This is a genomic window from Pseudoalteromonas sp. 23_GOM-1509m (genome assembly GCF_000518425.1).
Taxonomy (GTDB): Bacteria; Pseudomonadota; Gammaproteobacteria; order Enterobacterales; family Alteromonadaceae; genus Pseudoalteromonas; species Pseudoalteromonas tetraodonis.
Window position 1 is genome coordinate 103,149 of the sequence record NZ_JADO01000010.1, and the last position, 26,872, is coordinate 130,020.

Genomic DNA, 26,872 nt, shown 5'->3' on the forward strand with positions numbered 1-26,872 from the left:
AACATTAAATTTTAGGCAAAAAAAAGCGCAGTAAACTGCGCTAATGGTTGGATTAAATATTACTAGCCAACAAGTGCTAATAAAATACCTGCAGCAACAGCACTTCCCAGTACGCCAGCTACATTAGGCCCCATGGCATGCATCAGTAAAAAGTTGTGCGGGTTATTTTCAAGACCGACTTTATTAACTACACGAGCCGCCATAGGAACAGCCGATACACCCGCTGCACCAATTAATGGATTAATTGGGGTTTTTGATATTTTATTTAAGCCTTTTGCCATAAATACACCTGAGGCCGTACCAATAGCAAACGCCATTGCGCCCAGCACTAAAATACCAATGGTTTCCACTGTTAAGAACTGCTCGGCAGCAAGCTTAGAGCCTACCGCTAGTCCTAGAAATATGGTGGTTATATTAATAATTTCGTTTTGAGCACTGTTACTTAGCCTATCGACCACACCCGACTCACGCATTAAGTTACCCAAACAAAACATACCAACCAGTGGAATGGCGGCTGGTAAAAAGAGCGCAGTTAAAGTAAGTACCATCAGCGGAAAAATAATTTTTTCCTTTTTTGATACTTTACGCAGTTCTGGCATTTGAATTTTACGTTCTTCAGGCGTTGTAAACGCACGCATGATAGGCGGCTGAATAATAGGAACCAACGCCATGTATGAGTACGCTGCTACGGCTATAGCGCCTAATAAATCAGGCGCCAGCTTTGACGCTAGAAAGATAGCGGTTGGCCCATCAGCGCCACCAATAATGGCAATTGCTGACGCATCTTGTAAACTAAACTCAAACCCTGGAATAAAGTTAAGTAAAATAGCCCCAAATAAGGTAGCAAAAATACCAAACTGCGCCGCAGCACCTAATAACAACATACGCGGGTTGGCAATTAAGGCACTAAAGTCAGTGAGCGCGCCCACTCCCATAAATATTAATAACGGAAAAATTCCGGTATCAATACCTACATAGTAAACATAATAAAGTAAGCCACCAGGGTCAGATAAACCTGCCACAGGAATATTAGTTAAAATAGCCCCAAAACCAATGGGCAGCAATAGTAGCGGCTCAAAGTTTTTAACTATAGCTAAAAATAATAACAAACAACCAACGGCAATCATGATCAGCCCAGGAAATGTAAAGTTAGCAATGCCTGTGGCATGCCAGAGGTTTAAAATACCATCCATCCTCTAATTACTCCTTAAGCTAATGCAATCATTGCATCGCCGGTTGACACTGAATCACCTTCAGAGACAAGCACGTCTGCAATTGTACCGGTATGCATGGCGCGTACTTCGGTTTCCATTTTCATGGCTTCCATAATAATCACCACATCACCTTCATTTACTACCTGACCTGGCTTTACTTTAATTTTAAAGATATTACCGGCAAGTGGCGCATTAAGAGTTTCACCTGAGGCAACTGATGCCGACTGTGGAATATGCTCAGAGTCTTTTAGCGTCACCTCTTTAAGCTCACCGCCTTGAGCAACTACGACATCGTATACTTTGCCATCTACTTTAACGCTGTATTGCTCAGCCTTAACGCCTTTATTGTTTGCCGCTGATTTTTCAGGTGCTTTATTGGAGCTATCATCAGCGCTAGGAACAGGTTCAAATGCGTCAGGGTTATTGCGGTTTTTAATAAACTTCAAACCAATTTGTGGGAATAAGGCATACGTGAGCACATCATCAATTTGCTCATCAGCAAGCGTTAAGCCTTGCTCTTGCGCAAGTTTACTTAATTCAGCCTCAAGCGTTTCAAGTTCAGGTTTGATCACATCTGCAGGGCGACAGGTAATTGCTTCGCTGCCATCAAGTACACGCTCTTGTAACTCTTTATTCATAGGAGCTGGTGTTGAACCATACTCACCTTTTAATACGCCAGCGGTTTCTTTGGTGATGGTTTTATAGCGCTCGCCAGTAAGTACATTAAGTACTGCCTGAGTACCAACAATTTGCGAGGTCGGTGTAACTAATGGAATAAAGCCCAAATCCTCACGCACCCGTGGAATTTCAAGTAATACTTCGTTTAGTTTATCAGCAGCGCCTTGCTCTTTAAGCTGATTTTCCATGTTAGTTAACATACCACCTGGCACTTGGGCTAATAAAATTCGGCCATCAACACCTTTTAAACTGCCTTCAAACGCAGCGTACTTTTTACGTACGTCTCTAAAGTAAGCTGCAATTTCTTCAAGGTGGTTTAAATCAAGCCCAGTATCACGCTCAGTACCTTCCACGATTGCAGCAATTGTTTCAGTTGCTGAATGACCATAAGTCATACTCATAGACGATACAGCCGTATCGAGCATATCAATACCGGCATCAATCGCTTTTTGATACGTTGCGGTACTTAAACCCGTTGTTGCATGACATTGCATGGCAATAGGAATTGAAACCGTTTCTTTTAAGCCTTTAATCAGTTTTTCTGCATCGTAAGGCTTAAGCAATCCCGCCATATCTTTAATACAAATTGAATGACAACCTAATTCTTCAAGCTGCTTAGCAAGTGTTAGCCACATATCCAATGTGTGTACTGGGCTTACCGTGTAAGAAATCGTACCTTGGGCATGCGCACCTACTTTAACCGCCGCTTTTATGGCAGTTTCTAAGTTACGTACATCATTCATGGCATCAAAAATACGAAATACGTCTACGCCATTTTTGTGTGCGCGCTCAACAAACTTTTCAACAACGTCATCAGCATAATGGCGATACCCCAATAAGTTTTGACCGCGAAGTAACATTTGCTGGGGTGTATTTGGCATCGCCTTTTTAAGCGCACGAATACGTTCCCACGGATCTTCGCCTAAATAACGAATACATGAGTCAAAGGTAGCCCCACCCCAAGACTCTATAGACCAATAACCTGCGTCATCAATTTTTTTTGCAATAGGTAACATGTCGTCTAATCGCATGCGGGTAGCTAAAAGCGACTGATGTGCGTCTCGAAGTACGAGTTCTGTTATTTTTAATTTAGCCATTGGTATGCTCCTCTAATTATTATTTGTTTTGTACTGAGCAATGGCAGCACTAATTGCAGCGATGTGCTCATTTGGCACACCTTGAGATTTAAAAGATGGTGTTCTCTGTGATACTTCAAGTTCTGGCTGAGAAAATTTGCTAGCCAGCTTAGACATAACTGTCACTGCACCAATCAATAAAGAAAGAAATACAAACACACCCACCATACCGGTTAGCATTAAATTGCCTGCAGTTGTGAGCAAAGCCCCTATATCCATAATTCTCCCCTGTTCAAAACTGAATACATAAAAAGTCAGTTTATTTAAATAAATATTCACCAATAGTAACAAAAACTATTCTTTTGTCTACATATTGTAAATTGGTAAAACCAATTAATCTAAAAGTAACATATCACCAATAAGGTTAACACCACCTAAAATAGCTTATTTAACCTATATATATAGATGGTAAAAATGTTCGTTATAAACAAAGAATATATAAAAACCCTAATATTCTGTAAAAACACATAAAAATATACCTAATGAGCTAATCCACTAAAAACCGCCAAAGAAAATGTTAATTGGTCTTACCAAAATAACGACTGTAAAAACTATTTATTATCTCATCAGACACCACTGTGAATAAGTTACAGATAAAACCGTAAAAATTACCAACCTAATATAAAGCCAAACTCAAAAAAACAAATCAAACTATTGATTTAAAACAAAATAAAATACTGGCACATTACTCGCTTATATAAAAACAACACTTTAACACTTAGATAAATCAAGGAGATGACAATGTTACGCTGGACAATTACATTTTTGGTGATCGCACTAATCGCAGCCGTTTTAGGATTTGGTGGTATTGCAGGAGCCGCAGCAGGAATTGCTAAGATCATATTTTTTATCTTTTTAGTTTTACTGGTTATTTCACTTGTCTCTGGCGCTTTACGTGGTAAAAGCCCCAGGTAGATAAGAAACAACGAACTTTTTTAAATTTATATACAAGGAATTACATTATGAAATCATCAACACTTAAAGCAGCAGCTATTGGCCTATTCGCAAGTGCATTTATTATGGGTTGTGAAGACAATCATGCAGAAGAAGCCGGTGAACGCATCGACGAAGCCGTGACAGATGTTCAAAATAAAGTAGAAGATGCCTGTGAAGAAGTAAAAGAAGGTGTCAACGCTGAAGAAACAAATTGCTAATTCAGCCCCTTTTTAAAAAGCGACCATTTGGTCGCTTTTTTTTGTGTTTAGTATTAGTCGCCAAGTTGCTACCCATTAATTATAAACTCTGAACTATTAATTCTTTTTAAGCTGCGCATTTGCCACATAGCTTGCTAAAATGATAAAAAATAGCTTTTAAGTATAGATGCATGGTATTTACGACAACCTATAAACTCGATAAACCTTACTTTTATGAATGCTTCGACCAATCGCTGCCTTATAGTAAACGCGCGCAACCTAAATATTTTTTATTAGCACTGCTTGTTGTATTGGGATTATTTGGTATTTATGGTTTAGGAGATCATTACCTAGGTACATTTTTGCTGATGCTAGCCCTACTCGAATGCATCGCCTTTTACTATCGCCGCCCATGGTGGGTTACCAGGCAAATGCTAAGCAGAGCGTCTGGTTCTGAAGTCACTCTCACCTTCGACGAAGACGGAATAAAATCAACCAATCATTACAAAAATTACCAGTTAGCTTGGCACGACATTAACGAAATTATTACTACAGATTGTGGACTATTGTTAAAAAGTAAAAGCGGTATGCAATACATTTCTAAGGCAATACTCGACGAAGAAACGATTGATTTTATAAACAAAAAAGCCACTCAATGAGTGGCTTTTACAAATGTCATAGTTATATTAACTAGCACCTTTTATACTATGTTGATTAAGCATTGCCCGGATTAGGGTTAGACTTTTCAGCTTGTATGCGCATGTAAATTTCTTCACGATGAACTGATACGTCTTTAGGTGCGTTAACACCGATACGAACTTGATTTCCTTTAACACCTAGAACAGTAACGGTTACTTCGTCACCAATCATAAGGGTCTCGCCTACTCTACGAGTTAGTATTAGCATTCTCTTGCTCCCATGTTCCAATAAAATTATAAGATTCCGCACAAACATTTTAATTAAAATTAGACTAAAAAGTAAGTAAAAACTCTCAATCTATTCATTTTCTGTTAAAAATGTCTTATGTAATGCACGAACAGCCAGCTCTAGGTATTTTTCATCTATTAAAACTGAAATTTTGATCTCTGAGGTGGCAACAAACATCACATCAATGTTTTCTTGTGCTAGCGAATCAAAAAATAAACTCGCTACCCCGGAATGAGATTTCATCCCCATACCCACCGCTGACACTTTCGCCACATTGGTCAATCCGTCAATTGCCTGTGCGTCAAATTGCTGTTGCTCAGCCGTTAACAAATCAAGTGCGTTTAAGTAATCATTTAAATGCACAGTAAAAGCATAGTCGACTTTTTCAACTTTATGATTAATTTGATTAATCATATCTATTTCGATGCCATTATCAGCAAAAAGTTTCAAAACTTTTGCAAGATGTTTGGTGCCTTGCGGCATTCCATGCACCTTAATTAAGCACTCATCTCGATTAAATGCAATACCCGATACGACATTGCTTGTCACGTCGCTCTCCTCAAAACTAATTAACGTGCCTTCATCGGGTTTAAAGCTAGATAACACCCGCAGAGGAACATTGTGTTTACCAGCAGATTCTACAGAGCGAATATGTAACACTTTAGCGCCTAAACTTGCCAGCTCAAGCATTTCAGCAAAGGTGACATGACTTAAACGTCGTGCGTTAGGTTCCACACGCGGGTCTGTAGTATATACGCCATCAACATCGGTATAGATCTGACACTCATCGGCTTTTATTGCACCAGCAATTTCAACCGCTGAGGTATCGGTGCCACCACGGCCAAGCGTGGTCACGTTGCCCTCAATATCGCGCCCCTGAAAGCCGGCAATAATAGCAATACGGTTATGTTCAAGTTCATGTTTTAAACGCGTTGCCGCAACTTCTTCTACACGGGCTTTACCGAACATGTTATCGGTTAATATATTCACTTGATCGGCTAGTAAGCTTACCGCTGAATGGCCGCGTTTAATAATGGCCATCGCTAATAAAGCAATAGAGACTTGTTCACCGGTACTGAGTAATACATCGAGTTCACGACTACTCGGGCGAGAGTCGATTTGTTTGGCAAGATTAATTAAGCGATTGGTTTCTCCCGACATTGCCGAAAGCACCACCACCACTTGGTGGCCTTGTTGCTTGGTTTTAACAACAAGGTCGGCGACCGCTTCAATACGCTCTATTGAGCCTACCGAAGTGCCGCCAAATTTTTGAACTATAAGTGCCACTTAAGCTTAAGTACGCTCAGTTAACCAAGCTGTTACGCTATCAAGTGCTGCAGTTAAATTTTGTGGCTCAGAACCACCCGCTTGCGCCATATCTGGACGACCGCCGCCTTTACCACCGACTTGGCCTGCCATGTGATTAACTAACTCACCCGCTTTTACTTTGCCAGTTAAGTCTTTAGTTACACCCGCAATTAGGCTTACTTTGTCGCCGCTGGCAACACCCAATGCAATAACACCTGAGCCAATTTTATTTTTAAGGTCGTCAACCATACCGCGAAGCGCTTTTGATTCTGTGCCCTCAACGTTGGCCACTAACAATTTAACCCCGTTAATTTCAACCACTGAATCAAGTAACGATGCACCTGCCGCACTGGCTAGTTTATCGTTAAGCTGGGCAACTTGTTTTTCAAGCCCTTTCGACTTTTCAAGTAAGGCAGTTACTTTTTCAAGCACTGACGCATTGTCACCTTTTACAAGCGCTGCAACATCAGCTAATTGTTGCTCTTGCTCGCTTACATAAGCAATTGCCTCTGCACCTGTTACCGCTTCAATTCGACGAACACCAGCAGCAATACCGCTTTCAGATACAATTTTGAATAAACCAATGTCACCCGCACGCTCTACGTGTGTACCACCACAAAGCTCGATTGAGTAATCACCAATAGTCACAACGCGTACTTCGTCATCGTACTTTTCGCCAAACAGTGCCATTGCACCTTTGGCTTTAGCATCATCAATTGCCATTAGCTCAGTGTTAAGAGCAAAGTTACGACGAATTTCGTCATTCACTACGCGTTCAATTTCGCGCAGTTCTTGTTTGGTCACCGCTTCAAAATGTGAGAAGTCAAAACGCAGACGATCTGGCTGCACAAGTGAGCCTTTTTGCGATACGTGCTCACCTAAAAGCTGACGCAGTGCTTCATGCAAAATATGCGTAGCGGTGTGGTTTTTCTTAATACTGTCACGGCGCGCATCGTCAATAGTCGCATCCACTTTATCGTTAACGCCAATACGCCCTTGAACTGTTCCATGGTGAGCAAAAGCATTACCCAGTTTAGTGGTATTAGTCACCACAAACTCACCGCCGGCTACTGTGATTGTTCCGCTATCACCAATTTGGCCGCCTGATTCAGCGTAAAACGGAGTACGGTCTAAAACAATAATACCTTGTTGACCATCTTCAAGTAATGATACAGCTTCGCCACCGGCAAAAATTTCTACCACTGTGCCGCTGTAATGAGTGCTATCGTAGCCTTTAAAGTCAGTGTGCTTGTCTGATTTTAATTGGTCATTGTAATCAGCCCCAAACTTACCCGCTTGTTGTGCAGTTTTACGTTGTACTGCCATGCATGCTTCAAAACCTTGATGGTCAATCGTCATCTGGCGCTCACGCGCAACATCGGCTGTTAAATCAGCAGGGAAACCATAGGTATCGTAAAGCTTAAATACTAAGTCACCCGGGATCACATCCCCGGTTAAATCACTTAAGCTTTCTTCTAAAATAGCTAAACCACGCTCAAGCGTTTTACCAAACTGCTCTTCTTCAATACGTAGTACTTTTTCAATAATTTCTTGTTGCTTAGCAAGCTCTGGGTACGCTTGACCCATTTGCTCAATAAGTGCAGCAACCAATTTATAGAAAAACGCGCCTTTAGCACCTAACTTATTACCGTGACGTACTGCACGACGAATAATACGACGCAATACATAACCACGGCCTTCATTTGATGGCATAACCCCATCTGAAATTAAAAATGCACACGAACGAATATGATCGGCTACCACGCGAAGTGATTTATCATCCATATCTTGTGCATTGGTAACGCTTGCAGCGGCCGCAATTAAGCCTTGGAATAAGTCGATTTCGTAGTTTGAATGCACACCTTGTAAAATAGCTGAAATACGCTCAAGGCCCATACCTGTATCAACAGATTGCTTAGGAAGTGGCTCCATAGTCCCGTCGCTTTGACGGTTGTATTGCATAAATACTAAGTTCCAAATTTCAATGAAACGGTCACCATCTTCTTCAGGTGTGCCCGGAGGACCGCCCCAAATATGCTCGCCGTGATCATAAAATATTTCAGAACATGGACCACAAGGACCCGTATCACCCATAGACCAAAAGTTATCGCTAGTTGCAATACGAATAATACGATCTTCAGGTAAGCCTATATCGTTAGCCCAGTAGCCAAAGGCTTCTTCGTCATCATGGTAAATAGTTACTAACAGCTTTTCTTTTGGTAGTTTTACAACCTCAGTTAAAAACTCCCACGCAAATTTAATTGCATCTTGCTTAAAGTAATCACCAAAGCTGAAATTACCTAGCATTTCAAAAAAGGTATGATGACGTGCTGTGTAACCTACGTTTTCTAAATCGTTATGTTTACCACCAGCGCGCACACAACGCTGCGAACTGGTTGCGCGTGTGTAAGGGCGGCTTTCAGCGCCTAAAAATACATCTTTAAATTGCACCATACCGGCATTATTAAATAACAACGTGGCATCGTTACCCGGTATAAGCGAACTAGAAGGAACAACTTGGTGTTGCTTGCTGGCAAAAAAGTCTAAAAACTGTTGCCTAATTTGTGCGGTAGTCATGTGCTGCATGTGAAAGTCTCACCTGTATTTACTGTGCTTGCATTGCAAAATTTATTTGATCATAGCTAAATCCTCGATACATTAAGTAGCGCACGCGCTTAGCTTTTTCTTTGTACTCGAGGTTTGCCGGTGTCGTTGAATATTTTTTGTTGTACGCTTCCTGCGCGAGCTCAAACCAATCTATTTCCAGCTCTTCAACCACTGTTTCAAGCAGTGCTCTATCAATCCCTTTACCCATGGCCTCACTTTGAATTCGCTTTAAGCCATGGCATTTAAATATGTGCTTTCTTACAAACCCTTCACAGTAACGCTGCTCGTTAATAAAATTGTGCTTTTCGCACCAATCTAGCAGGTTCTCTATGAACTCGTCGGTTGCTTCTCTTTGCTGTAACTTTTGGGTTAACTCTCGGCGCGAATATTCTTGCCTTCCTAGTAACCAAAGCACATAGTTTTTTAACTTTTGTTTTAACGTATCATCCATTAAGCGTCAAAGCGCCCGCTTTGCTCGTTACTTAAAGGCTTAATGTTACTGTCATCACTTGGTGGCACAACGGGCATAAAAATAGCCTGATAAGAAACAAAGAAACTAATGTAGCAAATTGGCATTAAAATCAACAGCGGTAGTAACGATAAGAACATCGACACCACAATTAATAATGCGCAAATAATACCATAAACACTCAGTGGTAAAATATTATAATAAAACACCATAAACGAACTTTTTAAGGCATTTAAAATACGTTGTTCTTTATTAAAGTAAACCAGCGGTACCGCATAGGCAAACGAAGTAAAGTATATCGACAGCGCAATTAAAAACAGTGCCACATTGGCAAACGAAATACTCTCAAGCATTTGGCTAATTGCTGTATTAGGATCTAAGTCAGGCTGCGTCATAACCGCCATCGCATCGGCAAATAAACCATTGGCGAGCAGCGCAATTAAAATACCGGCACCCATTTGATAAAGCGCTAAGCGAAATAAGCCTAACCGATTTCCTTTTGCTGAAAAGGGCTTCAAAATGTCGGCTAACATAATTTTTCCGCCTTGCTGCTTGGTAAGCACGGCTTGATAAAAACCAGCGGTTAAAAATGGTGTAGCCAATGCTGCGACTATTTGTAATAACGGCAAAAATAAAGACAACAAGCCAACAATGCCAATAAACAAGTGCATAAAGATAAAGGTTAATGGCTGAGTTTTAAAAATTAGCCAACCCGCTTTAAACCATTTTAATGCCGCATCCGCTTTAAAAATTCGTAATTGTGTAGACATACTTGCTCTTAATTAAAACAAAACACGCCGAGTATAACTCGGCGTTGGTTGGTATTACAGAGGTGGCGGCGATAAATGCCGTTAATATTAGGGTTTTTTAATTTTCTTAATATCTAGCATATGAGAGCCATGCTTAATTTTAGTCTCTAAATACGCCTTGTTACCTGAAAGCCCAGCTTTAATGTGTGCATGAGTGCCCACAACAGAGTCCACCTCTATGCCAGCATCTTTTAATGCGTTAAGCTTTTTAGGATTGTTAGTCATTAATTTTACATGCTTTAAATTGAGCGCATTGAGCATTAATACAGCATCCGAAAAATCACGTAAATCATCAGCAAAGCCCAAATGATTGTTGGCCTCGTAAGTGTTCATACCTTGTGACTGCAGTACATACGCATCAATTTTATTGTATAAACCAATACCACGCCCTTCTTGGCGTAAATAAAGTAAAATACCGCCTTGTTCGTGCATCATTTCAATACACTCATTTAACTGCTCACCGCAATCACAACGTGACGAGTGAAACACATCACCGGTTAAGCATTCAGAGTGCATACGAATAAGCGGAACATTTTGCTCGGTATCGGCGTTTTTAAACACTAACGCAACATGCTCTTGGCCATCTTTTAAGCCACTAAAGGAAATAATTTCTGCAGGAATATCACTATTTTTGCCAACATTAAGCTGGACTCTTGCTCTTACTTGCGCCACGACCAATCCAAATATTAAAAAACTACGACACGATAAAGTGATAATATCACAAAATAGGTTAAATACACCGTAGTACAAGACTGTTTATGGCAAATATATGGCGACGGTAGCGACTATTTTCAATCTTTAACCGCAAATATATTACTAGCGAGCGTTTACCTTGATTTACCTAAAGTGATGACATATACATAAGGATTTGCTAATTTGTTATCGACAAATAATAGGGATCATTATGAAACTAAACAAACTTGCATTACTGATGGGCTTAAGTTTATCTTTATTAAGCACCACGTCATTTGCCGAGCAAGCAAATAACGCTCAAACCGTTTTCAACGACGCGTATCAAAATTATTTAAATGCGATTAAAACCAAAGAAAATGTGCAACAAGCCGCGGAGCAGGCTTACACATCAGGTAAAACTGTTTACGGTGAAAATGCTGATAACACCGCAAACTTAGCGATTAACTATGCAAAATCAATTAATCGATACGGTAAACAGTGGATTGAAAAGCGTTTTTCGCTCTATCAACAAGCCTATACTATTTTAGTTAATAACCATGGTAAGCAATCGCCTGAAACCATTGATGCTTTAGTCGGTATGGCTAGTTTTGCCCCTTCTGCTCAAAAAGCGGATTATTATTTAGAGCAAGTGATAGCAATCGCAAACACACAAAACAACCCTAAGTTTGTGGCTGATATGAAACTAGAAGCGGCAACCATACTAGCTAATAAATTCAGCTATGAAAAATACCGAGAAGCCAAAAACTACCTAGAAGAAGCCGATGAGTATTATCTGGCTAACTTACCTAAAAACTCAGTTGAACAAATAAAAGCTGATTTTTTAATGGCGTCATTTGCGGAAGGTCGAAAAAGATACGATCAAGCAATAGAACGACTTAACCGTGTAGTAAATGTGTTTGATGAAAGCTTAAGTTACGATCACAACGCCGAGCTTACCGCACACTCAAGGTTAATTGGCTTGTATGAAAAACAAGGCAAAAGTGATGAAGCCACCAAACACTGCATCGCGATTGCTAAAATGGTGCCGTGGAAAGAAAGCCAAGAACAAACGCCGCTATACCGCGTTAACCCTAAATACCCTAAAAACAAGGCGCGATTTAGTAAAGATGGCAGTGTAGTTATGGAGTTTGAAGTAGATGAGTCTGGCTTTGTAAAAAATCCGCAAGTAATTAGTTCTGAAGGTGGCGTGGCCTTTGAAAAATCGGCAGTAGAAGCATTAGCGCAATGGCGTTATGCACCTAAGTTTGAACATGGAAAAGCGGTTGCAGCAACTTCCAAAGTACAGCTCGATTTTAAAGTAAACCGTTAATAACATACCAAAGGCGCGTTGAGCGCCTTTTTAGTTTATTCTACTTTAACTTAGCTAAAATGTTATCGCTGGCGGCCTCTATTAAATCAAGTACCTTTTCAAAGCCATCATCACCGCCATAGTAAGGATCGGGAATTGCGCTTTGTGTTTGCTCGCCATACTCTAAAAATAACGCCAACTTATATTGCAAATGCTCGGGGCAGCGAGCGGTTAGATCCGTCAGGTTTTGTTTATCGGCTGCTAAAATTAAATCAAACTCGCTAAAATCACTACTGCGCACCTTGCGTGAAAAAATACCTTTAAAACTATAACCACGTTTCTCGCCAGCTTGCATAGAGCGTTTATCTGGCGGATTACCTTCATGATGACCAATAGTCCCAGCCGAGTCCACTAGCAAATCAATGCCTAACTCTTTAGCGCGAGCTTTTAATACCGCCTCAGCCGTCGGTGAGCGACAAATATTACCCAAACAAACAATCAGTACTTTTTTCAATGATAGCTCCTTTATTGTTTAAGATTTTGTAAAATAAGCGACATTCCAGTCACCAACATTAAAAAGCTACTTAAGCGAGGCTAATATTTTTTGCTCGCCTTCAAGCATTGTGTGCATGGCAGTCCCCTGTTTTACACGGCTATGCAATGCTGCAAGATTAGGCCAGCGCGACTCATCAAGTTGCTCACCACCATGCTCCATATTCATTAACTGGCAGCTCACAGCAATGTCGGCAAGGGTTAAGCTCTCGCCAACAAAAAACTCGTTATCCCCTAAATAACCTTCTAAATAATCAAATAAAGGCGGTAGTTTTTCATTTAATGCACTTTGCACTAAGGCTTCATCGGTTGGCTTTTGCATTGTGGGAGCAATAATACGTTGCTGAAACACCGTAAATGTTGCAAAAGGAGCCAGCTCGTAATCTGCGTATTTTTCTAACCAGCGAACGGCTGCACGTTGCTCTATAGTATCACCGAGTAAGGACGCTGAATTAGGGTATTTTTCATCAAGATATTGGCAAATAACGCTAGAATCCGCCAAACTTAACTCGTCGTCTTTTAGCGCCGGAATTCGCCCTAGTGGGTTGAGTTCTAAAAACCAATCAGGTTGATTAAACGGCGAGACTATTTCGAGTTTATAGTCTAGTTGTTTATGCGCTAAACATACACGCACTTTACGTACATAGGGAGAAAGCGGGACACCATAGAGAATTATGCTCATTGTGATTCCTATAAATTAAAACTGCTTTAAAATTGCGTCATCGTAGTCATCGGCATTAAGGGTTAAATTATATTTAGCCGCAACGCTATCTAACTCGGCTTGTTTAATCGCTAAATCATCCATGGTGATGGTGTTATCGTCAAGCTGCCATAACAAGCGTGAACCTGCATAACTATAGTGAATGGCTAATAGCGCATCAGGATTACCTTCACGTCCCGCCGCTTTAAGCTTTGCCATCTTGCGGGTAATTTTATTAAGCGCTTGTTTAAGCTCCCATACATACACCACCTCGGTCATAAAAGGATGTGTACGGTATTTATTTAACAACCAGCCAATACCAATACTAGTAACAATAACGCCTAATAAGTTCCAATGAAAATGACTACCACTTTCATCGGGGAATAATGCAATAAGCGTTTGTGAAATAGCTAAACTACCAATCGCTAAGCTTGCGGCACAACCGACTATAACGCGGTTTAAATGTTTACGATAACGAGCTTTATCTATTTGAATAAGTTGCATAGTTGCCTAAAATTAAAAAACTAAAAAATACACAGCCACCATTGTAGCTAAACCCACCACAGAGTTTCGACTCTTTTTAATAAAATACCCGTAGTTTTTGATTTAACGCCGGTTTTATACTTCTTGCAACATAAAACCAACCAACGATTTTATTTGCACACACTTATTAGGCATAGGATAGTAGACAACAAATACGACTCAGTTTAGGACCATCATGATAAAAACACTGATTGCTGCAAGCTTAATTTTTTCTTCTTCTAATGCGTTAGCTAATTTAAACACACCGCTAACTCCAGAAGAATTGCGAATTGAAAAAGCCAGCCAAGCGATGCCTAGCGTGCTAAGCGCTTTTGCCAGCGAAGTTAATCAATTTGAGCAGCAATTCAAGTCACTCTCAAGCTATGCACAAGCCGTAGATACCGTTAATGACTACTCAAAACGATTATGGTTTAGTGCAAAAAAACGCATCGCTACAACGCAAAACTTAGATGATCGCGCACTTTACTGGGCTCGCTTACAATCAAGCAAAATTATTCGCACCACAAAGCCTGCATTTTCGCTGAGCGCCGCGCAGCAAACAGTGTTATTAACACTTTTAGAGAATGGCAGCCGGGGTCGCACCGATCTTAGCTACTCACAAAACACCTCTAAAAAAATATTATTGACTGGATTTGACCCGTTTTTACTTGATAGAAATATAAACCAAAGCAACCCATCGGGTGTTGCAGCACTGCTTCTTGATGGCCAAGTCATTAACTATAAAGGTATTAGTGCTGAAATAAACACAGTGATGGTGCCTGTGCGTTATGAAGACTTTGATCACGGTATTATAGAATCCTTACTTGCCCCTTATTACGCACTTAATAATGTTGATATGGTGGTTACCGTTAGCATGGGTAGTAAAGACTTTGACCTTGAGCGCTTTCCAGGCAAGCGCCGCAGTGTAACAGCGCCCGACAACGCCAATGTAGTGTATGGAGGTACCAAAACAGCGCCGCTCATTCCAAGCTTGAACGACCGCCCATTACCAGGTACTGAGTTTGTAGAATTTAGCTTACCCGTTAGCGCTATGTTAAGCGCAAAAGGCCCTTTTCCTATTAATGATAACCATCATGTTATTACCCTAAAAAAAGACTTTGAGCCTAATAGTTTCGATGAATTAAAAGACGCTATTGCAGTGCGAGGCGGTGGCGGTGGTTATTTGTCTAACGAAATTTCGTATCGCAGTATTCGCCTGCGAAATCAGCTAAATTCAGATATTCCGACAGGACATATTCACACCCCACGAATTGCTCAGTTTGAACCCGAAACTGAAGCTAAAATAGTAAAGCAAATTCAAACTATGTTAGAGCGCAGTTTAGTCGCACTCTAACATCGTTTGCTTTTTCAACTTCAACGTTAGAACGACTATTAATTAATAAACGTAGGAGCACTTAAATGCTTCTACGTTTTTTTGCTTTAAACCGCTAAAAAAGCATGCTGAAATTACATTAAAATTAAAAGCGCTCTGTATCAATCTCGGCTATTTTATAATAAAAACTCATTACTTTAATTATTAACTAGATCTTCACAAATTGTGTTCTATGCTCATTTGAGGTACAAACCTTATTACAGGGACATAGTAATGCTCACAATTAATCACTTTTTTAATTCTTTAAATTTAACAAAAAAACTTATTTCCGCCTTTTTAATTGTTGCTCTAGTGCCAATAGCAATAATTATCACGGTCACTATCAATACAGCGTCAAACTCGATGACTGAACAGGTTTATTCCCGTTTAGATGCGGTGAGTGAAGTAAAACAAAGCGCTGTTAAGCGCTACTTTAACAATATTGAAAATAAACTAAATGCGCTGCAAGCAAATCCAGAAATGGCCACTATTGCGACAAAGTTTATAGCAGGATTTAATGATATCTCCCCTTCAGATTCATCAGCGTCGCTAAATCGCTTTTATGAAGAGTCTTTTACCCCAAAATTTAAACAGCTAAACCCAACAAATACAGTCTCTTCATCTCTATTAGAGCAAATGAATCCAAAAAGTATTGAGCTGCAATCTCGTTATCTAGCTAATAACCCAAATCTAATTGGTGAAAAACAAAAACTAACCACCACAGAGCAATCAGACAGTTACGAGCAAGCGCACCGCCAATATCATCCTTATCTACGCGATATGACTAATATAAATAAGTTCTACGATATTTTTATTATCGACCCAGCAAATGGCAATATTGTTTACTCTGTTTATAAAGAAGTCGACTTTGCAACATCGCTGCAAACAGGCCCCTACGCTGATAGTAATTTAGCGAGCTTGTTTCAACAATTAAAAGACAGCAACGACCCACAAGCAATTGCATTTGCAGATTATAAACAGTACTCCCCTTCATATAACGCCCCTGCCAGCTTTATAGGTAAGCCTATTGTTGTTGATGGTAAAACAATTGCTATTTTAGCCGCCCAATTATCGATTGAAGATGTCAATTCAATCATGAAAGAACGTGGCGGGTTGGGCGAAAGCGGAGAAACCTACCTTGTAGGTCCTGAGGGGTTAATGCGCTCTGACTCTTATATTGACCCGAAAAATCATTCTGTAGAAAGCTCATTTAGAAACCCAAATAAAGGCACAGTAAATACCTTATCTGTAATCAAAGCACTGAGAAATGAAAAAGGACAACATGTTATAAATGATTATAACAATGAAATGGTGCTATCTGCATTTGCACCTGTAAATGTATTTAATGTTCGCTGGGCACTCATAGCAGAAATGGACGAACAAGAAGCTTTTGAGTCGATAACAACACTTTCCCAACAACTCATTGTTATTCTTTTTATCACTATTTTTATTGTTACTATTGCCGCATATTGGTTTGCGAGAACACTAACAAAACCTGTACATGCACTGGCTGATACAATGAAAAAAGTGGAGCAACAAGGTGACTTTTCATTACGAGCAACTGTCTATTCAAATGATGAAATAGGAGTCAGCACTCAAGCATTTAATACTCTTTTAAATGCACTACAGCTATCAATTAGTGAAACAAACCGTGTTATGAATCAAATGGCTGCGGGTAAATTTGATCAACGTATTGAAGCACCATGTCGAGGGGAATTAGATACGTTAAAACAAGCAACCAACGATTGCGCAAGTTCACTAAACGGAGCAATAAACGAATTAAATACCATTGCGATTGCTATGGCTGATGGTCAATTTGATATTCAAATTAATGCCTCAATGTCAGGCGAGTTAGGCACCTTAAAAAGTAATATTAACGAGTCGCTTTCTTCAATAAATAACACAATGAATAGTATCGTCGATATTATGGCTAACGTAGAACAAGGTAATTTTAAAGAACAAATCACCTATCCAGCGAAAGGAAAACTTGCGCAACTAAAAGACAGCGTCAATAACTCAGTTAGTAGTTTAAGTATTGCCATAGATGGGATTAGTGACGTTATGAGTGCATTACGACAAGGCCAGTTTTCTGCGCAATTAGAGGCCCCCTTAGCTGGCCAGCTTGATATTTTAAAACAAGATATTAATTCCAGTATGGCTAATTTAAATAATGTAATGAATGAAATAGGTGAAGTCATGACCTTTGTTAGTCAAGGTGACTTTAAAAAGATGATAAAAGGTGAAGCCAGCGGTCAACTTGAGCAGTTAAAAAGTAACATCAATACATCAATCACTGCTATTGATACTGCTTTAACTGAAATTTCATCAGTCATGCTAGCAATTAGTCAGGGGCGTTTTGATCATACTATTTCATCGGCTATGACAGGCCAACTAAATAGTTTAAAAACAGATATAAACCATTCAGTAACTAACCTCGAACGTGTCATAAACGACCTCAACCAAGTAATGGCTGCGATGGCAAACGGCGATTTTTCTCATCAATTAAAACAGCCATTACAAGGCCAGTTGGAAGATTTAAAAAATAATGTTAATGAGTCTACCTCATTAGTTTCATTGGCAATAAATGAAGTCAGTAGCGTTTTATCAAACTTAGCTAAAGGTGACCTTACCAAAAATATAGAGGGACAATATCAAGGCGTATTCGATACCCTTAAAAGCGACATCAACGCGACTATCGATAAATTAACTAATGTCATTCAAGAAATTCAAGTGTCGGCTAGTCAAGTTATGCAAAATGCGGGTGAAATAGCTTCAAGTAATACTGAAATAAGCAAACGCACAGAAGAGCAAGCAGCCAACCTTGAAGAAGCAAGCTCAAGTACTGAGCAAATGCTAGATGAGCTAACTAAAGTATCTGAACAATCAAAAAGTGCCGTGGCATTGGCAAGCAATGCAGAGCAAATTGCTGAAGAAGGAAATCGCCTATCAATACAAACCGTTAGCGCGATTGATGACGTGAATGAAGCCAGTAAAGACATTAACGAAATACTTACGGTTATTGACAACCTCGCTTTTCAAACAAACTTGCTATCACTTAATGCCGCCGTGGAAGCTGCTAGAGCTGGCGATCATGGAAGAGGCTTTGCAGTAGTCGCTAATGAAGTAGGTGATTTAGCGGGGCGTAGTGCTAAATCGGCAAAGCAAATAAAAAGTATTATTGTAAATAGTAATCAAAAAATAGCGCTTGGGACGGAATTAGCAGACACCTCAGGGAAGAAATTAAAACACATAATGCAAGCTGTTAGCGATGTTAATAAAAATATCATACATATAGCGCATTCAACCTCCGCACAAGAGCAAGCGATTAAAGAGGTTAACCTTGTTGTACAACGTTTAACCGGTTTAACCCAGGCAAACTCGGCTATTACAGAAGAAACAATGGCGGCAGCACGTCAAATGGCAGAACAAGCTACCGAGATGAGAGTGCAACTCAATTACTTTAATCTAAAAAAAGAGCAACAATAGACTAAAAGCACTGCAAGTTATTTTGCTAACACGATGCTTTTTTAACTTAAGTAATTTGATGAGCCATTATTGAATAATGGCTCATCATGACGTTACGTTACTTTACCTGCTAAATTAAAACGTGGCTGAGTATATAGCTGGGTTTTAACCACCTCAGCCAAAATCGTGACCGCATTCCATATATCTTCAAATGAGGTATAAAGAGGTGTAAAACCAAATCGTAATATATTGGGCGCACGAAAATCAGCAATAACCCCTTTTTCAATTAACGCTTGGCATATAGCGAACGCGTCTGTATGTGAAAACGCCAATTGGCTACCTCTTTGACAGGCATTTTCAGTAGAGCATAAACGCAAATCACTTAAGCATGAATGTGTTTGTAGCAATTTAATAAATACCTCGGCAAGTGCAATCGACTTTTCTCTTATTTGAGAAATGTCTACGTTTTGCCATACATCAAGGGCGGCATCTAACGCACTCATAGCAATCACACTGGGTGTGCCACACAAATACTGATTTATATTATCAGCGCCCTGATATTCAGCATTAAAAGCAAACGGTTTAGCATGACCCATCCAGCCTGATAGTGGCTGCTTTACACTAGCCTGATGACGTTTTGCCACATATAAAAATGCAGGCGAGCCCGGGCCACCGTTTAAGTATTTATAGCCACAGCCAACGGCAAAATCAGCATTACAGTTATCGAGCTCAACCGGTAAAGCACCCGCGCTGTGGGCTAAATCCCATATCACTAAAATGCCTTTTTCGTGGGCAAGCTTGGTCAGCTTTTGCATATCTAACAGCTGCCCGGTTCTAAAGTTCACCTGCGTTAATAGCAGCACCGCCACTGAATCGCTAAGGCTTTGCTCAATGTGTTGCTCTGCTACTAATTTAAGCTGACATAAGTCAGGGCCTAATAAATCACTTAACCCTTGTACCATGTATAAGTCGGTTGGAAAGTTATCTTGCGTGGATAACACCACATTTCGGCCAGGGTTTAACGATAACGCACTACTTAACAGCTTGAACAAGTTAACTGAAATAGAGTCACAACAAATCACTTGGCCTTTTGCAGCACCAATAATCGGCGCTATTTTATCTCCTACCTGAGTGGGTAAATCAATCCATTGGTGATCATTCCAACTTCTAATTAAGTGACTACCCCATTGTTGATTTACCACCTCTGCTACGCGTGACTTAACGGCTTTAGGTAAAGCACCCAGTGAATTACCATCGAGATAAATAGTGTCTGCGGGTAAATCGAATTCATCGCGTTTATTAGCCAGCGGGTCGGCTTTATCAAGCGCTACAATCTCATTAAAATTCATTTTTATATCTCATTTAAATTTTTTATTAGTGTACTAAATGCCTCAGTTCCTGGGTGGATCCAATCAAAATGCCCCACGCCTTCGAGCATCACCACCGGGCGTTTAAGCGGCGCTAAATTAAAAGCGGGGACAATGGCATCTTTGTCGCCTTGTAAAATAATGCTTTGGGGATGAAGTGGCTGCTCACTCGGGTTAGCTTGCGTGTAAGCCTTAGGTTTATCAGTTGGCATACCTTGCATAAAATCTTTTGTCACTTTTTGACAGCTGTTATTACCACGTGCATATGCTTTTATATCAGTGATAGGGGCTAAGCCAATAACGCCTTTAAGCTGGCTTATTTCACCACCCGCAAGCAGTGCTAAATGCCCACCAGCAGAGTGCCCTACAGCAACCGAGTCAGCTAATTTAAACTCGCCATTATTGTAAGTACTTGCCGCTAAAATACCGGCTTTTATATCATTAAATGTGACAGGCCAGCCACCACCGCTTGTACCACTTCTTCGATACTCTAATGACCACACGTTAAAACCAGCTTGTGCAAGCCCCGTACTTAACGCATACGTGTGTTTAATATCGTACTCACTAAGCCAACAGCCACCATGGAGTAAAATAACTAAAGGCGTTTGCACCAGTGCTTGCTTTGCGCGCCAAAGTAATGCGTACTGTGACTCATCACTGCCGTAGGCTATTTTTTCATCGGCTAAGTTAAATCCCAATGAAGCCACTTTTGCATAAGCTACATCATTTTCAACATCAGGAAATTCAACTGGTTGCTGCGAGGCACTATTTGCTAACAAAGGCCATACACTAAAAAATAAAACCACTAAGCTCTTCAAAATAAACTACTTCCTTTTTTATCCAAAAACGGTATAACAAAATAACGCTGGTCAATCGTCTACAAACATTTTGTTGTACGACCTACCAGCGTTATAACGTCATTCATAATAAAATAAATATAGTGTTTATTGTTGTTTGAAAATTACGCCTTCTTTCATCACAAAATCAACATCCATTAAAGCGCTAATATCGCTAAGTGGGCTGGAATCTAAGGCAATAATATCGGCAAACTTACCAGGCTCTATAGTGCCTAAACTCTGGCTCATATCAATTAAATCAGCAGCATTGACGGTTGCCGACTTTAAAATATCGGAGGTACTCATACCGGCTTCATACATCAATACGGCTTCTTTTGCGTTAATACCATGCTTTGATACGCCACTGTCAGTACCAAAGGCAATTTTAACGCCGGCTTTGTAAGCCTTAGTAAAGTTGTTGAGCATATCGCCCCCCACTCTCGTTGCTTTAGTCTTAATAGGTGCAGACATAAAATCTGAATTTTTTGCCATATTAACCACAGTATCGCCAGCTAATAACGTTGGTACAAGGTAAGCGCCGGTTTCTTTAAAGAGCTTGATGCCCTCTTCATCGGTGTAACTGCCGTGCTCAATGCTATCAACCCCTGCACGAAGTGCGGCATTAATACCTTGTGCAGCATGGGCATGGCTTGCTACTTTTCGTCCTAACCCATGTGCAGTTTTTACAATGGCTTTGAGCTCATCGTCTTCCATTTGTTGACCTGTCCCCGTGGTGGTATCAGAAAGCACACCACCGGTAGAGGCCACTTTAATTAAATCCGCCCCATACTTAATTGCATAACGTGTTTTTTTACGACACTCAACTGCGCCATCACACACTGTTGGTGGCGTTTTTATGGTGAGTAAATCAGGACTCATACCATCAACATCTAAATGCCCACCAGTAATAGTAACTCCGGCACCGGCAATAATACGCGGACCATTAACCCAGCCATTCGCCACCCCTTTTCGTAATGCGTACATTTGCTCGCTTTGGCTACCTACATCACGCACGGTGGTAAATCCCGCCATTAGGGTTTTATTAGCAAAATGAACACTGCGCATTGCTACATCTGCATCAGACATTTCAACCAGTTCTTTTTTATTATCTGGCCCAAGCTCACCTTGTAAATGCACATGCATATCCATAAGCCCTGGCATAACAAAGCTGGTCGATAAATCGATTAATTGGGCATCATCACCAAATCGAGAGGCCGGTAAAAAACCAGCGGATACAGACACTATTTTGCCATTTTCTATTACTACAGTTTGTTTTTGCTGTGATTTTTCGCCAGGGACGCTTAATAACTCTCCCGCATGAATCACTTTAGTATTGGCTTGTGCATTGCTGGCGCAAAAATTTGCGGCTAAAAAAATCGAGGTAATAACACTCAATCGAAATATGCTCATGAAAATCTCCAATGATTCGCTTTTCGTTAACAGCAACGAAATAACGTTAAAATATTGTTATACAACCAATACCTTATCAGGAAAGTCACAAAAACAAACCTGAAATACGTTTTTAGTAAAAATTCTGACCACTATTTACACTGCCTTCAAACGGAAAAAATAAAAGAAGATGTCTATACTCAACCATATTGTTGTAATACTTTTCATATGTAGGGAGCTTATGGATATTAAAGACATAAATATTGCACTGCTAGAAAAATGCAACTTTCTTTTAATGGTATTTGATAACCATCATCAGCTCAGTTATCTCTCAGATGGGTGGTCAGAGCTAAATATTACAACCAAAAACATGCCAACCATTGAAAGCCTGTATGCCTGTTGTACAACTGAAAGCAAAACACTATTACAACAACAAATTCTCGCACTAAAATCGCAACATAATGAGTTAGACCAATTTGATATTGAGCTCACATTTGCAACCGATTACTCTATTAAACTGAATTGCTGCTTACATAATGTGGATCAAAACCAACATCAATATATGGTTTTAGTTTTTAACCAGCATTTTGCCCAAGTGTCCTCTGTTATTAGTAATAACGAATTACAAACCATCATAGAAAACGCAGGCGAAGTTTTAAAAGTAGGTTATTGGCAGCTCGACTGTAATAGCAACCAATTATTTTGGACCGATGAAATTTACACTATCCATGGTGTTTCCCCTAGTCGCTATTCACCACAGTTAGATACTGCAATAAACTTTTATCATGCAGATGATAAGTCCAAAATAGCCAGCGCTGTCGAAAATGCGCTTTTAACGGGGCAAGAATGGAGTTGTATAAAATTACGTGTTGTAGATGACGACCAACAAGAACGCACGGTGATATCAAGCGGTAACGTATCAAGAAATAAAAATGGTGAAATTACTAAGCTATACGGCATTTTTCAGGATATAACAGGAAGTGAAAAAATAGCCCTTGAACGAGACTTTTTAGTTACTGCACTCAAAGAAACTACGGTAGGAATGGTCATTGCCGATAAAAATAAGCATGTTATTTGGGTTAATGGATCATTCGAAAAAATGACAGGGTATAGCCTTTTTGAAGTCGAAGGCAAAAAGCTCGGCTCTATTTTACAAGGTGAAAACACTGATTTAAAAACGATAGCTAAACTTAAAACTCATCTCAAAAAAGGGCTACCTATAAGCGCCCGAATTTTAAACTACACCAAAAGTGGGGAACCCTATTGGAATGAGTTGGCAATATCGCCGATTTATAGAGATGGAAAAATCGCTTATTACTTTGCGGTGCAAAACGATGTAAGCAAAGAAATAAACATAGAACACAAACTCATAGCCCTTAATACCAGTTTAGAGCAACGAATACAGGTGCGCACTCAAGAGCTATTTACACTTAACAAAGAGTTAGAAAAACAGGCTAATGTAGACCCACTTACAGGATGTTTAAATAGGCGAACCTTATACAGGTTTCTTACCGATGAGCTATTAAAAACACAAGATGAAAATACCTATATTTCATTATTAATGCTCGATATAGATCACTTTAAAGCCATAAATGATAACTACGGCCACGAAGCTGGAGATAAGGGTTTAAAAGAACTCGCTAATATTTTACATGGCCTCACCAGAAAAAATGACGCCGTATTTCGCCTTGGCGGTGAAGAGTTTTTAATTATTATGCCTAACACAAACAAAGCCGAAGCTAAGCAAGCCGCTGAGCGTATTAAAAACGCAGTGAATGAACATAAAGTTTACTATCGTAATAAAAATATTAGCTTTACTGTCAGTATTGGACTGCTTACCCACGATGGCACAATTAGCCTACAAAGCAGCTTAAAATACGTTGATGACTATTTATACGAGGCAAAAAATAGTGGTCGAAATAAAATTGTTGATTGACTCGCTATAAGACGGATTGTTTTAAATCAATTCGTAAAAATTTAAAAGGTCATATAAGCTAAATACTTAAGCACAACAATTTAGCTTAAATTTTCAACAGTAGATAAATTCGTAAATAAAAATACACTTTAAGCAAATTGACATTAAACGCGTATTTTTTCATTTTATACTAGCTAATGCGTTATTATTTTTATTCTATTACTCATTGTTAAGCATAACAAAAACAAGGTTACATAATGATAAAAGCGTCAACACCTGAGGATGAACTATCACGGCTAAAAGACTTATATGAGTATGACGTTTTAGACACTGAAGCTGAAAAATCCTTTGACGATTTAACCCAGCTTGCATCTGATATTTGTGAAACGCCAATCTCACTAATAAGTCTTGTTGATCCTGACAGGCAATGGTTTAAGTCAAAGCATGGTATTGATGTAGCCGAAACCGCACGAGATATCTCGTTTTGTTCTTACGCAATTCTAGAAAACCAAGTATTCGAAGTTCAAAATGCACTTACTGACACCCGCTTTCACGATAATCCCTTAGTTACAAACGACCCAAATATTCGCTTTTATGCAGGTGCACCTCTCATCACACCAAGAGGAAACGCTATAGGTACGTTATGTGTTATTAGCGATAAACCAAAAAAGCTTTCGAGCAAACAAATAAATGCACTCACGGTTTTGAGCAAAGAGGTCATTGCGCAATTAGAGCTTCGGCTTAATAATAAAAAGCTGTTTATGGCGTTAGAAAAACAAAAAGAGCACAATAAAGAGCTAGAAAAGTTAAAAGAAGCCGCGGATATCGCCAATAACACAAAGAGTAAATTTTTGGCAAATATGACTCATGAGCTGAGAACCCCATTACATGGAATTTTAAATTTAGCTGAGTTTGCGATCTCAGAGACCACAACAGAGGAAAAAAACAGCACCTTAAAAAGCATATTAAAGTCAGCACATTACTTATCAAATATTGTTAACGATATTTTAGACTTTTCTAAAATTGAGGCTGGCAAATTAGAAATTGAACATATCAACTTCAGTCTTAATGAGGTTATTAGCGATGTAATAAAACCCCAGTTACAGCAGGCATCTGCTAAAGGCATAAAGCTGATTACATCGATAGACCCTAAAATAGCAGACAATTTAAAAGGCGATCCTCTTCGGATTTCGCAAATTTTAAATAACCTGTGCTCAAATGCGATTAAATTTACCAACTTTGGCCAAGTAGAGCTGAAGATAAGTGTTAAAAATAGTACATTGCAAACACAAGTACTCACCTTTGAAGTTATTGATACAGGCCTTGGTATTAATGAGACTGTTCAAGAGCATTTATTTAAAGAATTTCATCAGGCCGACTCATCAACCTCAAGGAAATATGGAGGCACAGGTTTAGGCTTATCAATTTGCGCTCGTTTAAGTGAGTTAATGCAGGGGCACCTTAGCTTTACCAGCAAAATAGATAAGGGCTCCACGTTTACCTATGAGCAAAGCTTTGAGATTGCTTTATTGCCACCAACCTCGAAGCAGTGTACTGATATAACAAACCTTCAAGGTAGTACTGTTTTAATTGCCGAAGATAATAAAATAAATCAGCTTATTATTGTCAAAATGCTCAAAGCACATAATGCTAATTTAATTATCGCAGAGGACGGTAAAGAATGCGTTAAGTACTTCAAGGAGCACTCGGTAGACTTAATTTTCATGGATATACAAATGCCTGAAATGGATGGCATAAAAGCTACGCAAGCTATTAGAGCGCTTCCTAAAGGTAAAACCGTTCCGATTATAGCTATGACAGCAAATACCCTAAAACAAGACATTGAGCATTATTTAGATATTGGTATGGATGGCTACTTAACTAAACCGTTTGATAAAGCTAAGATCAATAGCTTACTCAATGTTTATAATCCTAAAAACCTCAACCTAAAAAACTTAGCAGTAAAAATTAGCGATCCTAATGTTTCTAGCGACCGGAAGCTAAAGCAAATATGCAAAGAGTTAAAAGCGCTTATTCCCAATGCTAATCGAGTGAGCCTTTGGTTATTTAATAAAGAATACAGTACATTAAATTGCTTAATTTGCCTTGATGAAAATAATGACGTGTCAAGTGGAACTGTTCTATACACAGAAAACTCCCCTGCTTATTTCAACTATATTTTAGCTAACCAAGTACTCGACGCTTCTGATGCCAGAAATAACGAAGTAACCAAGCCGTTCTCTCACTCTTACTTTGAGCCACTCGATATTTATTCTTTACTTGATTACATTTATACACTTAATAGCAAACCGTTAGGTGTCATTTGTTGTGAAAGTGTGGGCTCAAAGGTAACTTGGAGTCAAGCTGATAAAAAGTCGTTAATCAAAGTCGCAGACGTTACTAACTTGTTTTTATCTAAACAAATAAAGCATGAATAAAACAGCCCTATTTAGTGGCTAAAATTACCACTAAATAGGGATAAAACTATTATC

The 26,872-nt window shown here is 39.5% G+C and carries 23 protein-coding genes; 8 read left to right on the forward strand and 15 right to left on the reverse strand.

Annotated elements, in window-relative coordinates; all coding sequences use genetic code 11:
• Positions 1-62: 62 nt before the first annotated feature.
• The 3 genes from N523_RS0103995 to N523_RS0104005 are packed head-to-tail and all read right to left on the reverse strand — an operon-like array spanning position 63 to position 3,247.
• The gene (locus N523_RS0103995) at positions 63-1,193 is read right to left on the reverse strand and encodes a sodium ion-translocating decarboxylase subunit beta (RefSeq protein ID WP_013464130.1); all 1,131 of its coding nucleotides are present in this window, start codon (positions 1,191-1,193) and stop codon (positions 63-65) included.
• Positions 1,194-1,207: 14 nt separating this feature from the next.
• Positions 1,208-2,989, reverse strand: a complete 1,782-nt coding sequence (gene oadA, locus N523_RS0104000; RefSeq protein ID WP_016900617.1) for a sodium-extruding oxaloacetate decarboxylase subunit alpha — start codon at positions 2,987-2,989, stop codon at positions 1,208-1,210.
• A gap of 12 nt (positions 2,990-3,001) precedes the next feature.
• A complete protein-coding gene (locus N523_RS0104005) occupies positions 3,002-3,247 on the reverse strand; it encodes an OadG family protein (RefSeq protein ID WP_013464128.1) in 246 nt (81 codons plus the stop codon).
• A 522-nt stretch (positions 3,248-3,769) separates the two neighbouring features.
• On the opposite strand from N523_RS0104005, the gene N523_RS19275 reads away from it, so the two are divergent.
• The 3 genes from N523_RS19275 (at position 3,770) to N523_RS0104020 (ending at position 4,820) form a co-directional block, all read left to right on the forward strand.
• On the forward strand, positions 3,770-3,943 hold the full coding sequence (locus N523_RS19275) for a DUF1328 domain-containing protein (protein ID WP_002961939.1): 174 nt from the start codon (positions 3,770-3,772) through the stop codon (positions 3,941-3,943).
• A gap of 47 nt (positions 3,944-3,990) precedes the next feature.
• On the forward strand, positions 3,991-4,182 hold the full coding sequence (locus tag N523_RS0104015; RefSeq protein WP_013464127.1) for a hypothetical protein: 192 nt from the start codon (positions 3,991-3,993) through the stop codon (positions 4,180-4,182).
• 170 nt (positions 4,183-4,352) lie between these two features.
• Positions 4,353-4,820, forward strand: coding sequence for a YcxB family protein (locus tag N523_RS0104020; RefSeq protein WP_008115132.1), 468 nt, complete (start codon positions 4,353-4,355; stop codon positions 4,818-4,820).
• 55 nt (positions 4,821-4,875) lie between these two features.
• On the opposite strand, the gene csrA is transcribed toward N523_RS0104020, so the two are convergent.
• The 6 genes from csrA to N523_RS0104050 form a co-directional block, all read right to left on the reverse strand.
• Positions 4,876-5,067 carry a carbon storage regulator CsrA gene (gene csrA / locus N523_RS0104025; protein WP_004587515.1) on the reverse strand — a complete coding sequence of 64 codons (192 nt, stop codon included), beginning with the start codon at positions 5,065-5,067 and terminating at the stop codon, positions 4,876-4,878.
• Positions 5,068-5,157: 90 nt separating this feature from the next.
• Positions 5,158-6,375 (reverse strand): aspartate kinase, encoded by a 1,218-nt coding sequence (locus tag N523_RS0104030; RefSeq protein WP_013464126.1) that lies wholly within the window; start codon positions 6,373-6,375, stop codon positions 5,158-5,160.
• Positions 6,376-6,381: 6 nt separating this feature from the next.
• Entirely contained in the window at positions 6,382-8,982 is a 2,601-nt protein-coding gene (gene alaS / locus N523_RS0104035) for an alanine--tRNA ligase (protein ID WP_013464125.1), read from the reverse strand.
• Between the two features lie 19 nt (positions 8,983-9,001).
• A complete protein-coding gene (locus N523_RS0104040) occupies positions 9,002-9,454 on the reverse strand; it encodes a regulatory protein RecX (protein ID WP_028834383.1) in 453 nt (150 codons plus the stop codon).
• Positions 9,454-10,242, reverse strand: a complete 789-nt coding sequence (locus tag N523_RS0104045; RefSeq protein WP_028834384.1) for a BPSS1780 family membrane protein — start codon at positions 10,240-10,242, stop codon at positions 9,454-9,456. Before N523_RS0104045 ends, N523_RS0104040 begins: the two co-directional genes overlap by 1 nt.
• Positions 10,243-10,329: 87 nt before the next feature.
• Positions 10,330-10,953, reverse strand: a complete 624-nt coding sequence (locus tag N523_RS0104050) for a GTP cyclohydrolase II (protein ID WP_028834385.1) — start codon at positions 10,951-10,953, stop codon at positions 10,330-10,332.
• Positions 10,954-11,185: 232 nt separating this feature from the next.
• Here N523_RS0104050 and N523_RS0104055 point away from each other — a divergent pair, with 232 nt between their 5' ends.
• On the forward strand, positions 11,186-12,283 hold the full coding sequence (locus tag N523_RS0104055) for a TonB family protein (protein ID WP_028834386.1): 1,098 nt from the start codon (positions 11,186-11,188) through the stop codon (positions 12,281-12,283).
• A gap of 40 nt (positions 12,284-12,323) precedes the next feature.
• Here N523_RS0104055 and N523_RS0104060 read toward each other — a convergent pair whose 3' ends face one another.
• From N523_RS0104060 to N523_RS0104070, 3 genes are all read right to left on the reverse strand, one after another.
• Entirely contained in the window at positions 12,324-12,776 is a 453-nt protein-coding gene (locus tag N523_RS0104060) for a low molecular weight protein-tyrosine-phosphatase (RefSeq protein WP_013464121.1), read from the reverse strand.
• A 66-nt stretch (positions 12,777-12,842) separates the two neighbouring features.
• Positions 12,843-13,496: a glutathione S-transferase family protein gene (locus N523_RS0104065; protein ID WP_028834387.1), complete on the reverse strand. Its 654-nt coding sequence runs from the start codon at positions 13,494-13,496 to the stop codon at positions 12,843-12,845.
• A gap of 15 nt (positions 13,497-13,511) precedes the next feature.
• On the reverse strand, positions 13,512-14,018 hold the full coding sequence (locus tag N523_RS0104070) for a DUF3087 domain-containing protein (RefSeq protein ID WP_008115114.1): 507 nt from the start codon (positions 14,016-14,018) through the stop codon (positions 13,512-13,514).
• A 214-nt stretch (positions 14,019-14,232) separates the two neighbouring features.
• Here N523_RS0104070 and N523_RS0104075 point away from each other — a divergent pair, with 214 nt between their 5' ends.
• Together N523_RS0104075 and N523_RS0104080 are read left to right on the forward strand one after the other, a co-directional pair.
• Positions 14,233-15,390: a hypothetical protein gene (locus tag N523_RS0104075; protein WP_028834388.1), complete on the forward strand. Its 1,158-nt coding sequence runs from the start codon at positions 14,233-14,235 to the stop codon at positions 15,388-15,390.
• A 252-nt stretch (positions 15,391-15,642) separates the two neighbouring features.
• Positions 15,643-18,894 carry a methyl-accepting chemotaxis protein gene (locus N523_RS0104080; protein WP_028834389.1) on the forward strand — a complete coding sequence of 1,084 codons (3,252 nt, stop codon included), beginning with the start codon at positions 15,643-15,645 and terminating at the stop codon, positions 18,892-18,894.
• A gap of 92 nt (positions 18,895-18,986) precedes the next feature.
• Here N523_RS0104080 and kynU read toward each other — a convergent pair whose 3' ends face one another.
• From kynU to N523_RS0104095, 3 genes are all read right to left on the reverse strand, one after another.
• A complete protein-coding gene (kynU, locus tag N523_RS0104085) occupies positions 18,987-20,222 on the reverse strand; it encodes a kynureninase (RefSeq protein ID WP_028834390.1) in 1,236 nt (411 codons plus the stop codon).
• A 2-nt stretch (positions 20,223-20,224) separates the two neighbouring features.
• Positions 20,225-21,058, reverse strand: coding sequence for an alpha/beta hydrolase (locus tag N523_RS0104090; RefSeq protein ID WP_028834391.1), 834 nt, complete (start codon positions 21,056-21,058; stop codon positions 20,225-20,227).
• A 126-nt stretch (positions 21,059-21,184) separates the two neighbouring features.
• Positions 21,185-22,486, reverse strand: a complete 1,302-nt coding sequence (locus N523_RS0104095) for a metal-dependent hydrolase family protein (protein ID WP_028834392.1) — start codon at positions 22,484-22,486, stop codon at positions 21,185-21,187.
• Positions 22,487-22,706: 220 nt separating this feature from the next.
• Between N523_RS0104095 and N523_RS0104100 the strand changes: the two genes are divergently transcribed.
• A complete protein-coding gene (locus N523_RS0104100; RefSeq protein WP_028834393.1) occupies positions 22,707-24,401 on the forward strand; it encodes a GGDEF domain-containing protein in 1,695 nt (564 codons plus the stop codon).
• Positions 24,402-24,637: 236 nt separating this feature from the next.
• Positions 24,638-26,818 (forward strand): GAF domain-containing hybrid sensor histidine kinase/response regulator, encoded by a 2,181-nt coding sequence (locus N523_RS0104105; RefSeq protein ID WP_028834394.1) that lies wholly within the window; start codon positions 24,638-24,640, stop codon positions 26,816-26,818.
• The last annotated feature ends 54 nt before the right edge of the window (positions 26,819-26,872 follow it).